Here is a 15,695-nt window from a genome sequence, read left to right on the forward strand (position 1 = left end):
AATATTATAAAGCTTAACTCATTCGGCAAAGTTTTCAACTCGACAGGTCGTGCTAGTACTTGCGAATGACGTGCGCGCTCTTAGTCAGCCTGTTAGTTAACGCGATAACTCTTACCTTTATAAGAATAGGTCTGACGATGTATTTAAACGCCAGACCTTTTCAATCATACTCTTTTTATTAATAACGCATTAGTGTAAGTACATCATAACCTTCTAATTTATCTAATCCATTTAGATATGATAATTCAATTAAAAATGCACACCCAACTACTACACCACCAAGTTGTTCTACCAAATTAATGGTTGCTTCAATCGTACCACCTGTTGCAAGTAAATCATCTGTTATTAACACACGTTGGCCAGCCTTTATTGCATCTTTGTGGATTGTCAATACATTTTTACCATACTCTAAACCGTAGTCAACCTTAATAACCTCTCGGGGTAATTTCCCTTCTTTCCTTACGGGAGCAAATCCTACTTCTAACGCATAGGAAACAGGGCAACCAACAATAAACCCTCTTGCCTCTGGCCCAACAACAATATCAATTTCTTTTTGACGTGCATACTCAACAATTTCATCAACTGCAGCTTTATATGCTTTCCCATTATCCATTAATGGGGTAATATCTTTAAATTGAATTCCTTCCTTTGGCCAATCTTCCACAATTTTAATATAGTTTTTATAATCCATTCCTTACTTCCTCCTCGGACACGTACCCATCACTAACTGCCATACAGTCTTGAAACCAGGACTTTAATTGTTGATAGGTTGAATAGTATAATGCTTTTTCCAGTTGTGCTTTTCTTAATCGATTTTGATATAGCTTAGAATCCTTTAAATCTTTCTTAATAGGATTTTTATTACAAGTAATGACACCTTTATTTATTTTAACAAATCCTAATTCAAAAAACACTTTCGACATAAAAATAATTCGATCTTTTGTCCAAGATTTCATATTCATGATCAAATGTATTTCTTTATTCAAATCTAGCGTATTTCGTTTTCGAATTAAGCCATAATACCATTTAAAATCCTCTCTGGATGGGAATGGCTTCATATATACACTGTCACTCACATTATAACATGCATATATCTTGGAAGGACTTGTATGTTTGATTATTTCCTTTAATTCGTCACTTTCATTAGGTAAATCTAGAATAATTAAACTATCAATATTAGTAAATGACGGAACAGAAGTATTATAGCTTATAACATGAACCCATTCAGGTAATGATCTACTACTATCTTCCATATTTTCACCAATAGCAAGAAACCCCTCATTTTCATTTGTTAATGTATTAAAATCAACCTGTTTTTTTCCACGATAATCGAATAGTTGCCAATCATCAATTTTTATATCTTGTACAATGACTTGCATTTTCTTCGTACCATTCCACTCATTTATGGATAGTTCGCCAATAATTGAAATCGGTGTATTTGGAGCTATTTGATGGTAGAGATCTCCTAGCTGAAAACCTATTCCATCAACAGAATGGTCAGCTTCTTTAAACAATAATTTGATATGTTTTTGTCCATTTCCAATTTGTCTAATTTGTGCTGGTACATGGTTCATATGAAAAACAGGTTTGGGATTCCCCATTCCAAAAGGTGCTAAACGGGAAAGATCGTTTACTAATGTTTCAGTAATATCACTAATCGATAATGTCTTACATATCTCTACTTCTTGTGTGAAATCTTCTGGTCGCAATTGGTCATATATAAGCTTGTTTAGTTCTAATTGTATTGTAGAAAGGTTATCTAAAGGGAATGTCATCCCTGCTGCTTGTGCATGACCACCAAAATGAGTGAATAAGTTTCGTACCTTCATACAATTATGGAATAAATCAAAGGCTGGTATACTTCGAGCAGACCCCTTTGCCTCATTTGTGTCTGTTTTAACTGTTAACACGATAGCAGGACGTTCATACTTTCGCACTAAGCGAGAAGCAACAATACCTAGAACCCCTTCATTCCATCCTTCTTTAGCTACGATAATAACTCCTTGATCAGAAGGATCTATCATCTCCACTGCTTCACTGACAATGGTTTTGACAATTTCCTGACGCTCTTGGTTCAACGAATCTATTTGATTAGCATACATTTCTGCTTCTTCTCTATTCTTTGTTGTTAACAATCGTACTGCTAAGTCAGCATCCTGAAGTCTTCCAACAGCATTAATTCGCGGTCCTATTAAAAAACCAACATCTTCTTCTGTCACATTTCCATCTATTTTACAATGGTTTTTGAGTGCCTGAAGACCAGAACGTTTACTTGTGGTAAGTACCTTTAATCCGTAATACGCAAGAATACGATTCTCATTTATCAATGGTACTAAATCAGCTATTGTACCAATTGCTACTACATCTAAGAATTGCTTCGGAAAATAACCTAATAAATTTTCAGCAAATTTAAAAGCTACACCAACTCCTGCTAACTCTTTAAACGGATAATCATTTGAACATTTTGGATGAATAATCGCATATGCATCTGGTAACTGGTCTTGGACTTCATGATGATCCGTAATGATTAAATCAATACCAAGTTCCCTGGCAACTTCCGCTTCATGTAGTGCAGCAATACCTGTATCTACTGTAATAATGAGCGAAAAACCACTTTCGTAGGCTTTTCGGAATGCTTGTTCATTTGGACCATAACCCTCTGTAAAACGATTTGGTATATAATAATCACAGTTTGCACCAAGTTCCTCTAATGTTTCAAGCATGACAGTAGTAGAGCTTACACCATCTGCATCATAATCACCATATATTAATATTTTTTCATTATGATGGATTGCTTCGTGTACTCGATTTGAAGCAATGTCAATTGAATCTAAAGTAGCAGGGCTATGTAATTCGTTTAAATCTGGCGATAGAAACGATTGTGCCTCCGCTTTTGTTTGAATACCTCGTTGAGATAATAATTCCGTTATTATAGGGGACATGTCACTGAAGTTGTCCATCCACTTTGCATTATTTTCTGGTGATGATCTAAAATTCCATCTCATCTTACTTTTTAACATATATAATTACACCCCTGACTTTACTATTATACAAGACGAGGTCAATGGTAGCAATGTGAAAAAATGAGATCGAAATTAGTATTCATCACCTGATTTCTCATTCGTAGTCTCTGGTGATCCCCCCATTTCTGCCTCTTTTTCTAGATTGTTTTCTTTAAGTAATGTATTTAAGCGTTCATTTTCTTCTTTATACTTTCTTATAGAACGCTCTAAACGAAATACTTTTATCATCCCAACAGCTGCGGTTATAATCCCACCCATTAAAACCGCAAACAATATAAGTAAAACTAAGGGAATTTCTCCTGATCCAAACACAAAATTGACTTGCACTGGTTCAACATTTGCAACAGCAAATATCGCTACAATAATAACGACAATAATGGCGATAATTGTATAGGTTTGTCCTTTCATCATCACCCCTCCTTTACACTCGTATCTTATCATTACCCAATCTCCGTTTAAAAAATTACTTATCAAAGAAGACCTATTTTCTATTATATAAACGTTTTTTCAATTTAAATCTTCATGAATAATTGGTAGATATGCGAATATCTTACCGTTCCAGCAGAACACTTCGCTTTCACCAGGGCATAAGCGCGACATCTGTTCAAACTTGTTCGTTTTCACAGTGTCTTCTTTGCCATGGACGCCGCCTAAAGCCTCCTCTACAGAAAAGCTTAAGCGCCTTGGTCACCCCCGATTAGAAAACTTGGCTTGTCGCCAAGTGGCGAAAGCCTTAGTTGCACTTATGCAGTAAGAAAATTTTTCTTATCTGCCAAGCTTAAGCCGATCCTCGGCGTGGCGCTTTTTGCGCGTAATGAGGATTGACTTAAGACCTCGAGGGGGTAGGTGCTGAAGCTAGACATCGGAAGAAAACCGCTTCCTGCGGGGGCTTCGGACACGTGCTGTCGCCATACCCAAAAAATCAAACCCTTGTTTTTCAACAAGGGTTTGTAAACATTATACTTGTGGTCCTTCTGGTTTCTTTTTCTTCACAAATACAACTGGTTTCTTTTTAATCATTTTCCCGCGCCATACAAGCCATATTTGTGCTGCTAAAAATAGGGAAGAATACGTACCTACTAGCAGACCGACTGCTAAAGCAATTGCAAACCCCGTGATTGACTGAGCACCTAGGAAAAGAAATGCCAATACAGCTAACATAGTTGTTACAGTTGTATTAATACTCCGCATAAACGTTTGAACTAAACTTTTGTTAACCACTTTTGCGAGCTCTTTAAACGATTTAACACGTTTCTTTTTCTTTAAGTTTTCTCGAATCCGGTCAAAGGTTACAATGGTATCGTTGATTGAGTAACCGACAATTGTCAGGATAGCTGCAACGATTGTAATATCAAATTCTATTCTAGTTAAGCTGAAAATAGCAAGAACAAAAAATGCGTCGTGTAATAGGGCAATTAATGCTGTAATTGCAAAGAAGAATTCAAAACGGAATGTAACATAAATAATCATAAAAATCGATGCAATTCCGACTGCATAAATAGCATTTTTTACTAATTCTTCTCCTACGATAGGGGAAACGACACTAACACTAGGCTCATTCCCATACAAGCCAACAAAATGTTCTTTAACTTCCGCAATCTCATCTTCTGATAATACAGTATCATATCTTGTCACGGCAATATCATTATTATCACCAGAAAGAACGATTGACTTTGGCTCCAATCCTAATTCATCTAGATTTTTTTCCACTTCCTCACTAGTCAATCCATCTTCTGCTAAAATCTCGACACGTGATCCACTAGTAAAATCGATTCCAGGATTTAATTGGAACAAGAGAATAGAAGCTAATCCTAATATGACCATTACAATAGAACCTGTAAAGAATTTCTTACGATGTTGTACGACATTTACTTTCCGGTCCATAAAGGTCACATCATCTGTCTCTTTATAATCCGCAATATCCTGAATATCTTTCTTCTTAACACCAAACCAGGTTGGCTTTTTATTTAAAAATCTACTCTTCACCCATAGGCCTAGCAATAACCTTGACCCATAAACTGCTGTTAAAAAGCTAACCACAATACTGACGATTAACATCGTTGCGAATCCTTTAACAGAGCTTGTCCCAAAGATAAATAGTACTGCAGCAGCAATTAATGTCGTTAAGTTGGCATCAAAAATGGTAGACAACGAGTTTTTAGATCCTGCTTTAAACGAAGCCATAATTGATTTACCAGACTTAATTTCTTCTTTTATTCGTTCAAACGTAATAACATTTGCATCGACTGCCATCCCGACTCCTAAAATGAGAGCAGCTATTCCAGGGAGGGTAAGCACACCATTCATTAACTCAAACACCAATAATACTAAATAAATGTAAATACTTAAATTAACGGCTGCAATAACACCTGGAAAACGATAGACAACCATCATATAGACAAAAATTAAACCTATTCCAATAAATGCAGCAAATACCGTTTTATTTAAAGCCTGTTCCCCAAATTGTGCACCAACAGAATCTGAATATAACTCCTCCATATGAACTGGTAATGAACCAGAATTAATAATGTCAGCAAGTCGTTGTGCTGATTCAACCGTAAAATTACCAGTAATCATGACATTCGTTGTATTTAAGGTCTCATCCACACCTGGTGCTGATACATATTTTGGTTCCTCTTTGGTCACTTCTTCCTGATAGGAGTCCTCCTCTTGATAGTCCATCCAAATGACGAGACGATTATCGGGTTCCCCCATATTCTTAATTTTTGTTGTTACCTCACCAAATTTGGAGGCATCCTTTAATTGAAGTGTAACAATTGGTGCATTTGTTTGTGGATGAAAGTCTTGCGTGGCACTCCCTTCTTCCACATCTGTACCATCTAAATATTCTTTATCATTGACATCTCGGAAGGAAAGTCTTGCAGATGTAGCTAGCATTTCTCGAGCTTCTGTCTGGTCTTCTACACCAGCCAGCTGAACACGGATTCTGTCCTCTCCTTCAATATCAATACTTGCTTCACTAATCCCTAAGCGGTTTACTCGGTCATTTAATGTTTGAACCGTTGATTCTAATAAACTCCGTGTTACATCTTGCTCCTCATCGACAGGCTCAACCTCATAAAGGACTTCAAATCCTCCTTGAAGATCTAGTCCTAAGTTAATGTCTTTTGTTATACCTGTTACCGTTGTTCCAATCGTTGTTGCAAATAACAAGACGATTAGAAAGAAGGCAACAATTCTGCCTCGATATTTCATCTATACGTTTCCTCCTCATTCATTCCAGGACTCTTAATATATATCCATGAACATTAAGTAGTTTCATCATCATTATTTGTTAAAGCAGCAATAGAGGCCATTATATCATCATTTTGGGTTTCTTGATATGTATCTACTGTAAGATAACTCATATAAATATTAGAACTAAGATGGAAAATATCTTGAACTACTTCATGTAACCGTTTTGTTGGATTACCTCTCCAAACTTTTTTCATGAGACAATTCCAAACATTTTCCTTTGTTGCTTGTGTATACCCCATTAATTGTAATTCGTTCACTTTGCTCTCTAAAGCAGGTTGTAAGGTAGTTCTCCATTCTTCAACCGTTTTCGTACGTGTCATTACACCAATCCCCCTACCATTAAGTAGTACATTAATATTAATTCACACCTTTTGTCATGCTTGGCCCACTCTTTCGCATATATATCATTGTATATGAAAATTTAATTTTTGAGAAGGCAGGTCGTCGTCCATGGCCAAACAAACATTTCTACAAGGAACAATCATTTTGATTATGGCAGGTCTTATCACACGATTTTTAGGTTTTATTAACCGATTAGTGGTAGCACGGTTAATGGGAGAAGAGGGTGTAGGCCTTTATATGATGGCATTGCCAACACTTTTTCTCGTTATTACATTAACACAGCTTGGACTACCTGTTGCCATATCTAAACGCGTAGCAGAAGCCGAAGCAAGAAACGATCAACAAAAGATTAAAAAAATCCTTACTGTTTCGTTTGCGATCACCGCCGTTACATGTATTTTATTCACAACTGGAATGATCCTTTTTGCACCATTTATTGCTTCCACTTTATTAACAGATGGACGAACTATTTATCCGTTAATCGCGATAAGCCCAATTGTTCCAATCATTGCAATATCTTCTATCTTAAAGGGATACTTCCAAGGAAAGCAAAACATGAAACCGCAAAGCTTCGGTCTCGTAATAGAACAGATCGTTCGTATTGCATGTGTTGCGTTTTTTGTAAATCTACTACTGCCTTATGGCGTGGAATTTGCTGCTGCTGGAGCAATGTTTAGTGTTATCTTAGGTGAATTCGCTTCATTAGCTTTTATGTTTTATCTTTTTAAGCGAAATAAATCGATTAAGGTTAGAAACCGTTTCTTTCATTACTTGAAAACTAGTAAAAGCACCTTACGTGAATTGTTTTCTATTGCGTTACCTAGTACAGGCAGTCGTTTAATTGGCTCCATATCTAACTTCTTAGAACCAATTTTGGTAGCTCAAAGTTTGGCAATCGCTGGTGTGGCTACAACAATAGCTACAAAACAGTATGGTGAGCTTACAGGGTTTGTGCTTCCATTATTATTTTTACCAACATTTATTACTAATTCACTATCCATTGCATTAGTTCCTAATATTTCAGAAGCAGAAGCAAATAAAAATAAAAAACTAATTCATTATCGAATCCATCAATCTATTCGAATTTCATTTGCTTCTGGTGCAATTGCAACGATTGTCTTAACTTTTTTTGCGGAACCAATTTTAACGTATATGTATGGAACAGATAATGCTAGCCGGTTCCTCGTATTTATGGCACCATTCTTTATTTTACTTTACATTCAAGCTCCTTTACAGTCTGCTTTACAGGGTCTAGATCTTGCAAAGCCAGCAATGTGGAATAGCTTGGTAGGCGCATTCTTTAAGTTTATTGTACTCTTTTTCCTTGCATCAAACCCTGATTTTGGAATTATGGGTGTTGCCATTGCCATGTCTGTAGGTGTTGTGCTAGTAACCCTAATGCATTTAGCATCATTAAAAAAAGCCATTCATTTCTATATTCCATTTAAAGATTTATCAAAAATGGCTTTACTTTTATTAATGACCGGCGTGGTTGGACATCTTTTAAAAGGCATATATGATGGAATTGGACAACAAAATATTATAGCCTTTATCTGCTTACTCATTTTATTAACCTTCATTTATCTATTATTCTTACTCATATTACGATTTGTTACCAAAGAGGAATTAAAGCAAATCCCTCTTATCCAACGATTTGTGTAATATGCTGATTAAAATTGTTAGAAGTTCTATACACCTTGTCTAAATATCTAACAGTATAAATCGTAATGCATAGTTGATGTAAATTGCGACGTAAATTGCGTCGTTGATTTCCGCTTCGGACAGTCGCTTTCACCATGGGCATAAGTGCGACATCTGTTCAAACTTTACGTTTTCACAGTGTCTTCTTTACCGCAGGCACGGCCTCAGCCTCCTCTTTAAAAAAGCTAAAAGCGCCTTGGTCACCCCCGATTAGAAAACTTGGCTTTTCGCCAAGTGGCGAAAGCCTTAGTTGCACTTATGCAGTAAGAACGTTTTCTTTCTTATCTGCCAAGCTTAAGCCGAGCCTCGGCGTGGCACTTTTTGCGCGTAATGAGGATTGACTTAAGACCTCGAGGGGGTAGGCGCTGGCCTATGAAAACGCCACGTCCTTATGTCTATCGGCACTAGGACGTCCTGTCCGTCGTCGCTAGACATCGGAAGAAGACCACTTACTGCTCAGGTCTAGACACGTGCTGTTCCTGCAGGAGTCTACTATCCTACGCTTCAATCAACTGCTATATTAGCAATAGCAATGATAAGAAAGAGGTCAGCCATATTAGTGAAGGAAATACATGGAGACTCCTGCGGGAAGTAGGAGATCGGTGAGACCCCACAGGGCGTTAGCCAGAGGAGGCTCACCACTTCCCCGCTAAAAAGCGAAGTGTATTTCTGGAACGGATAAACATTCTATACATCGCCTTAACTTACGTCGCATTCTATAGATAATACGACGTTAAAAACAATAAAAGAGCTAAACACAAAAACCATATCGCTTTACTAGAATGTTAGCGATATGGTTTTTATTTTTTGTTACAACTAGTTTTCTGTTTATCCCGCATGTAACGTGCAGTAAGACCCCCATTTCAAGATTTCGAGAGATCCAAGAAAGATAAGTGGGGGATCAAACTGCCCGTAAATGTCCGATTCGTTCAACTAACAATCAGTGGGGGAGGAAAGGAAACCCCCACTGATTGAAGTTTCACTTTATTCACAAACAAAAATACAATCACTTCATGAAGTCATCCCAATATAAGGAAGCAAATATCGCACATAAATGTAAATGGTTGAAACGACTAACGAAAATAGAACAAAAGGTACCCCATATAACATAAACCGGATAAACGGTATTCGTTGATTAGCACCCTCTGCTAACCCCGCTACTACAATATTAGCCGATGCACCTATTAGTGTAGCATTCCCGCCTAAACAAGCTCCTAATGCTAGTGACCACCAAATCGGGTCTAAGTAGATCATTCCATAACTTTCAAACTCCTGAATGACTGGAATCATTGCTGCAACAAATGGAATATTATCTACAATTCCAGAAAATAAACCAGATACCCATAGAATTAATAGAGCAGTATAGGTAAAGTTACCATCTGTATATAACATAATTCCTTTGGCCAACTCGTCAATAATCCCTACTTCCTGCAACCCCCCTACTAAAGTGAAAAGTCCAATAAAGAAAAATAGCGTTACCCATTCCACCTTCTGAAAAACCTGTTCTGTCTCTATTTCATTTTCTGTCAGTAAAAGCAATAATATTGCTCCACTAAGTGCTATAACTGTTAACTCAATGTGCAAAAATGAATGTAGCATAAACCCAAAAAGTGTCATACACAAAACAGCAGTAGATTTATAAAGCATTGGTGACTTCACAATATAAGATTCTGCCTCTATTTCCATCAATTCGTTTGTATCAATCGATATCTCGTTAAAGGAACGCCGAAACAATAAGACAAGTAAAAACAATACAACAATAAAAATAAAAAGTGCTAATGGAGCAAGATGGATTAAAAATGATAGAAACGTTAGTTCTTCCACTGCTTGACCAATCATTATATTCGGTGGATCACCAATTAAGGTAGCAGCCCCACCTATATTTGAGCTTAGGATTATTGCTAATAAATAGGGAAAAGAAGGTAACTTTAATAGACTAGTGATTTTTAAAATAATCGGAACAAATATTAAAACAGTAGTTACATTGTCCAATAATGCTGAACCAACTGCAGTTAATATGCTAATACCGATTAAGAGAGGAATCGGTGAGCCACGAACCTTTTGTGCAAAACGAACTGCAATAAAGGAAAATAATCCGGTTTTTTCCGTAATAGCAATGAGAACCATCATGGAAAACAATAGGGCAATTGTATTCCAATCAATATATTGGACAAAAACATCACTTGTTGTATAAATTCCAGTTAATAAAAATAATGTCCCCCCTGTTAAAGCGACAACTGCTCGATTAATCTTTTCCGTCATGATAAACATATAGCAGATAACAAATATGATTGTTGCAAAAATAATACTCATAATCCACCTCATCTTATAACCTTTTTGAAACAAGCCCTTTAACAAATATATGCAGTAATTAAATAAATATTTTCAGTCTATTTTAGAATTTCTTGAATAAATTTGTAATAAATGGACAAACAAGGGGGAGGAAAACATTATGAGACAGCAACAAATTGTTGCAGTATTGTACGGTTGGATTGTGGTACTCGGCCTTATTTTAATAACAAGTGTTTTACTAGCTTTTGTACTACGATTTATGACCATGACAGAAGGAACTCTAGCATGGGTTACCTTAGCTGTTGGGCTAATTTCATTATTTATCGGAGGAATTATAGCTGGTGCAAAAGGAAAACAAAAGGGATGGATTATCGGTACACTTACTGGATTAGGGTTTACGTTGTTTACATTCCTCGTGCAATATCTAGGTTATCAACAGACTTTTTCGCTAGAACAATCTCTACACCATGTTGGATATGTTCTAGCAGCCTTAATTGGTGGTGTAATAGGGGTGAATTTGGCAGGATCTGAAGAACAAAACACCTAATAAACTAGAAAAAACCAGGGATTAGACCCTGGTTTTTTCGTTATGACACTTTTTCTTCTCTATGTACCTTAATACGGAATAGATACAGTCTGTTAGTATTCACATTGTATTATGATTCATTTTTCACGTCTCTAACAGCTGAACGGTCATACGTTAACTTAGTACCATCACTAGCTTGAATGACAATTGTATCTTCATCTAGTGCATGGATTACACCATGAAAACCACCAATTGTAATAACATTATCACCTTTTTGCAAGTCTGCCTGCATCTGTCTTACCTGTTTTTGTCTTTTTTGTTGTGGTCTTATCAGTAAGAAATAAAAGATTACAAACATAAGAATAATTGGTGATAGGGATATTAGCAAGTCCATTATTTAGCTCACCTCCTTACTAAAAGTTCTTTGCATTTGGTTTATTAAACCCATATTGTTCAAAAAATGCCTCTTTAAAATCGCCAAGTCGATCCTCTTGTATTGCTTGACGTACTTGTTCCATTAATTTTACCAGAAAATATAGATTATGATAAGTAGTAAGCCTAAAACCAAATGTTTCATTACATTTGATTAAGTGACGAATATAGGCTCGAGAATAATGCTGACAAACATGGCAATCACAATGTTCATCAATTGGGCTAAAATCACGGGCATATTTTGCATTACGAACAACTAAACGTCCGTTTGATGTCATGCATGTCCCATTACGAGCAATTCTTGTTGGCAATACACAATCAAACATATCAATCCCACGAATAGCACCATCAATTAACGAATCAGGTGAACCTACTCCCATTAAATAACGGGGTTTGTCAATTGGCATAAGTGGTGTTGTAAACTCTAAGACACGATTCATAACATCTTTTGGCTCACCTACAGATAGACCTCCAACTGCATATCCAGGTAAATCTAATGAGACTAAATCATCTACACTTTGCTTTCGGAGATCTTCATATTCACCACCTTGAATAATTCCAAATAAACCTTGATCTTGTTTACGGCCATGCGCCTCTAAACATCTTTCAGCCCAGCGTGATGTCCTTTCAACAGACGATTTCATATAATCATATGTTGCTGGGTATGGTGGACATTCATCAAAGGCCATCATTATATCTGATCCTAAGGCATTTTGAATGTGCATTGCTTTCTCTGGTGATAAAAATAACCTCTCTCCACTTAAATGATTTCGAAAATGTACACCTTCTTCTTTTATTTCCCGCATATCACTTAAACTAAACACCTGAAATCCTCCAGAATCCGTAAGAATCGCACCATCCCAATTCATAAACTGATGAAGACCACCAGCTTCTTGGATAATATCCTCACCTGGACGTAGCCACAGATGATACGTATTGGAAAGGATGATATTTGCATTCATTTCCTTTAGTTCCTCAGGACTCATTGTTTTGACAGTAGCGAGGGTTCCTACTGGCATAAATGTTGGGGTATCAAATGAACCATGTGGTGTATGAATACGTCCCAATCTAGCTCCTGTTTGTTTACACGTTTTTATATGTTCATAAGTAATTGGTTTCATATTCACGTTCCTCTTTTTTATATAATTAACATCGCATCACCGAAACTGAAAAATCGGTAACGCCGGTCTACAGCTTCACGATACGCATCTAGTATTGACTCACGATCGGCAAATGCGCTAACAAGCATAATTAAGGTTGATTTTGGTAAGTGAAAGTTTGTAATTAACCCATCTATTGCTTGAAATTCGTATGGTGGGTAAATAAAAATATCGGTCCATCCACTAGATGCAACAAATGCTCCATTATAGTCTCGTGCAATTGTTTCAAGTGTTCGAGTTGATGTCGTACCCACTGAAATAATGCGACCATTTGTTTTCTTTACCTCTGTCAAAATATCGGCTGTTTCTTGTGTCATGTGATAAAATTCGGCATGCATTTGATGGTCATCAATATGATTTACACTTACAGGACGAAATGTACCTAATCCAACATGTAGTGTAATAAATGTAATTTTTACACCCATTTCCCTTATTTCTTGCAATAGTTCTTTTGTGAAGTGTAAACCTGCAGTTGGTGCAGCAGCAGATCCTTCCTCTTTGGCATAAACGGTTTGGTATCTTTCCCTTTCTGGAAGTTGTTCTTTTATATATGGCGGTAAAGGCATTTCGCCTAGTTCATCTAATATTTCATAGAATATACCATGATAAGAAAAACGGATTGTTCTTCCACCATGTTCCTTGATACCTATACAGGTTGCACGTAATTTCCCGTCGCCAAATACAAGGCTTGTTCCGATTTTTATCTTTTTTGCTGGTTTTGCAAGTACTTCCCACGTATCTTCTTCTTCTTGATGAAGCAGTAATACCTCCACTTTAGCTCCTGTATCTTCCTTTACTCCATACAACCTAGCTGGTAATACCTTCGTATCATTTAAAACGAGACAATCGCCTGGTTTTAAATAGTGTTTAATATCTGTAAAATACTTATGGTCTGTCTGTTTTGTATCTCGGTCTATAACGAGCAATCGAGATGCAGTACGTTCTTTTAATGGAGTTTGTGCAATCAGTTCTTCTGGTAAATCAAAATCAAAATCATCTATATTCATGCTGATCTCCCTCTATAAAACTTATCGAAACTTTCCTAGGATAAAAAAGATGAGCGATAAAATAATACTAACTACAATCGATGTCATAATAGGAAAATGAAAGGAAACATTTCCTTTTTTAAAACTAATATCACCAGGTAATTTTCCAATATACGTCCAAATTATCCCGATGACAAGAAAAACGATTCCTAATATAATAAAAAGTTTTCCTATATTCATTCCACATCGTCCTCTTTTATCCCAAAATGCTGATAGGCTTTAGGTGTTACGACACGCCCTCTAGGTGTGCGCTGAATAAAACCGATCTGCAGCAAATATGGTTCATACACATCCTCGATTGTTTGTGATTCTTCACCAATAGTTGCAGATATGGTATCCAGGCCAACTGGTCCACCATTAAACCCATCAATTATGCCTTTTAATAGTTTATGATCAATATGATCTAGACCTACTTCATCCACTTGTAACATTTGCAGTGCTTCATTTGTGGTTTCCAAACTAATTTCTGATTCACCTTTTACTTGTGATATATCACGAATACGTTTTAAAAGACGATTTGCTATCCGTGGTGTCCCGCGTGATCGGCGAGCTACTTCCACTGCAGCTTCTTTAGAAATGTTACTATCAAATATATCAGCAGTTCGTTCAATAATGGAGCATAATGCATCCGTATCGTAATATTCAAGACGACTTAATACCCCAAAGCGATCGCGAAGTGGTGCTGAAAGTAATCCAGCTCTTGTTGTTGCTCCAACTAAAGTAAACGGAGGCAAGTCAATTCGGACAGAACGTGCACTAGGTCCAGTACCAATAACGATATCAAGGAAAAAGTCCTCCATGGCAGGGTATAAAACTTCTTCGACTGAACGGGGCAACCGGTGTACTTCATCAATAAATAATACATCACCTGGTTCCAAGGAGGACAAAATAGCAGCTAAATCACCTGCTCGTTCAATTGCAGGTCCAGAGGTTGAACGAAACTGTACCCCCATTTCATTGGCAATAATAGCTGCTAATGTCGTCTTTCCAAGTCCAGGTGGGCCATATAGTAACACATGGTCTAAGGGTTCTTCTCGCATTTTTGCCGCTTGAATAAAAATACTTAAGTTTTCTTTAACTTTTTGTTGCCCAATATATTGGTTTAAGTTTGTGGGGCGAAGACTAAGTTCAACAGATGAATCTGTATCCTGTAATTCACCTGTTACCATCCGTTCTTCCATCATGATTCCCCCCTTGTTAATTTTTCATAAGCAGTGCTAAAGCTTTTCGTATTAATTCATCCGTAGTACTGTCCGTTTCTTGTTTCAGCTGCGGCATAATGGCTTTTAATTCTTGTTCTCGATACCCTAAAGCTAATAAAGCTTCTTTCGCTTCTGTAACCGTTTCTGTCACTACATTAGAGCTATTATTTGCAGTTTTTGTATCTGAAGCAGAAATGGAAAGAGCTGTTGTTAGCTTCCCTTTCAAATCTAATACGATTTGACGAGCTGTTTTCTTTCCAACACCGGGAAATGATGTTAAAAATTTGTCATCCTCCCGTTCAATTGCCTCAACGAAACTAGCTATATCAACACTACCTAAAATAGCTAAAGCACCTTTAGGACCAATACCAGAAACAGATATCAGTTTCGTAAACAAGTATTTTTCATCTTCATTTTTAAAGCCATACAGTATGTGTGCATCTTCTCGAACATAATGATAGGTATGTACTTTTACAACATCATTTAACGCTGACTGAAATACAAAAGGATTGGCGCAAATTATTTCATACCCAACCCCTTGAACATCGAGAATAATCGCATCATCATAAATTGCTGTTAATTTTCCCTTTATATATGCTATCATATCAGTTTCTCCTCTTTAATCTTCCTTTAGTTTAACATATCCATGTGGTACATGACAGAAATAGGCGGGCGAAAAAAACTTCTATTCCATTATGAAATAGAAGTTTTTA

General features: G+C 36.7%; 14 protein-coding genes. 2 read left to right on the top strand and 12 right to left on the bottom strand.

The window, feature by feature from the left end:
• Window positions 1–178: 178 nt before the first annotated feature.
• From GHC26_RS04660 to GHC26_RS04680, 5 genes are all read right to left on the bottom strand, one after another.
• Window positions 179–691, bottom strand: coding sequence for an adenine phosphoribosyltransferase (locus GHC26_RS04660; RefSeq protein ID WP_163970101.1), 513 nt, complete (start codon window positions 689–691; stop codon window positions 179–181).
• Window positions 681–3,020 (bottom strand): single-stranded-DNA-specific exonuclease RecJ, encoded by a 2,340-nt coding sequence (gene recJ / locus GHC26_RS04665; RefSeq protein WP_163970102.1) that lies wholly within the window; start codon window positions 3,018–3,020, stop codon window positions 681–683. The genes GHC26_RS04660 and recJ overlap by 11 nt, the downstream gene beginning before the upstream one ends.
• Before the next feature lie 75 nt (window positions 3,021–3,095).
• Window positions 3,096–3,431, bottom strand: coding sequence for a LapA family protein (locus tag GHC26_RS04670; protein WP_163970103.1), 336 nt, complete (start codon window positions 3,429–3,431; stop codon window positions 3,096–3,098).
• Window positions 3,432–3,980: 549 nt separating this feature from the next.
• On the bottom strand, window positions 3,981–6,239 hold the full coding sequence (gene secDF, locus GHC26_RS04675) for a protein translocase subunit SecDF (RefSeq protein WP_163970104.1): 2,259 nt from the start codon (window positions 6,237–6,239) through the stop codon (window positions 3,981–3,983).
• A 53-nt stretch (window positions 6,240–6,292) separates the two neighbouring features.
• Entirely contained in the window at window positions 6,293–6,601 is a 309-nt protein-coding gene (locus tag GHC26_RS04680) for a post-transcriptional regulator (protein WP_163970105.1), read from the bottom strand.
• A gap of 130 nt (window positions 6,602–6,731) precedes the next feature.
• On the opposite strand from GHC26_RS04680, the gene spoVB reads away from it, so the two are divergent.
• Entirely contained in the window at window positions 6,732–8,285 is a 1,554-nt protein-coding gene (gene spoVB, locus GHC26_RS04685) for a stage V sporulation protein B (protein ID WP_163970106.1), read from the top strand.
• Between the two features lie 1,050 nt (window positions 8,286–9,335).
• Here spoVB and GHC26_RS04690 read toward each other — a convergent pair.
• Window positions 9,336–10,637, bottom strand: coding sequence for an ArsB/NhaD family transporter (locus GHC26_RS04690; protein ID WP_163970107.1), 1,302 nt, complete (start codon window positions 10,635–10,637; stop codon window positions 9,336–9,338).
• A 139-nt stretch (window positions 10,638–10,776) separates the two neighbouring features.
• Here GHC26_RS04690 and GHC26_RS04695 point away from each other — a divergent pair, with 139 nt between their 5' ends.
• Complete coding sequence (locus GHC26_RS04695; RefSeq protein ID WP_163970108.1) at window positions 10,777–11,163, top strand: TIGR04086 family membrane protein; 387 nt, start codon at window positions 10,777–10,779, stop codon at window positions 11,161–11,163.
• A 109-nt stretch (window positions 11,164–11,272) separates the two neighbouring features.
• Here the strand turns inward: GHC26_RS04695 and yajC are convergent, their stop codons facing one another.
• The 6 genes from yajC to ruvA are packed head-to-tail and all read right to left on the bottom strand — an operon-like array spanning window position 11,273 to window position 15,586.
• Window positions 11,273–11,536 (bottom strand): preprotein translocase subunit YajC, encoded by a 264-nt coding sequence (gene yajC, locus GHC26_RS04700; protein ID WP_163970109.1) that lies wholly within the window; start codon window positions 11,534–11,536, stop codon window positions 11,273–11,275.
• A 19-nt stretch (window positions 11,537–11,555) separates the two neighbouring features.
• Window positions 11,556–12,695, bottom strand: coding sequence for a tRNA guanosine(34) transglycosylase Tgt (tgt, locus tag GHC26_RS04705; RefSeq protein WP_163970110.1), 1,140 nt, complete (start codon window positions 12,693–12,695; stop codon window positions 11,556–11,558).
• 17 nt (window positions 12,696–12,712) lie between these two features.
• Window positions 12,713–13,741 (bottom strand): tRNA preQ1(34) S-adenosylmethionine ribosyltransferase-isomerase QueA, encoded by a 1,029-nt coding sequence (gene queA, locus GHC26_RS04710; RefSeq protein ID WP_163970111.1) that lies wholly within the window; start codon window positions 13,739–13,741, stop codon window positions 12,713–12,715.
• Window positions 13,742–13,762: 21 nt separating this feature from the next.
• Window positions 13,763–13,960: a DUF2905 domain-containing protein gene (locus tag GHC26_RS04715; protein WP_163970112.1), complete on the bottom strand. Its 198-nt coding sequence runs from the start codon at window positions 13,958–13,960 to the stop codon at window positions 13,763–13,765.
• Window positions 13,957–14,961 (bottom strand): Holliday junction branch migration DNA helicase RuvB, encoded by a 1,005-nt coding sequence (gene ruvB, locus GHC26_RS04720; protein ID WP_163970113.1) that lies wholly within the window; start codon window positions 14,959–14,961, stop codon window positions 13,957–13,959. The genes GHC26_RS04715 and ruvB overlap by 4 nt, the downstream gene beginning before the upstream one ends.
• Before the next feature lie 16 nt (window positions 14,962–14,977).
• Complete coding sequence (gene ruvA / locus GHC26_RS04725; protein WP_163970114.1) at window positions 14,978–15,586, bottom strand: Holliday junction branch migration protein RuvA; 609 nt, start codon at window positions 15,584–15,586, stop codon at window positions 14,978–14,980.
• Window positions 15,587–15,695 lie beyond the last annotated feature (109 nt).

Source organism: Oceanobacillus halotolerans (assembly GCF_010993955.1).
Lineage (GTDB): Bacteria > Bacillota > Bacilli > Bacillales > Amphibacillaceae > Oceanibacillus_A > Oceanibacillus_A halotolerans.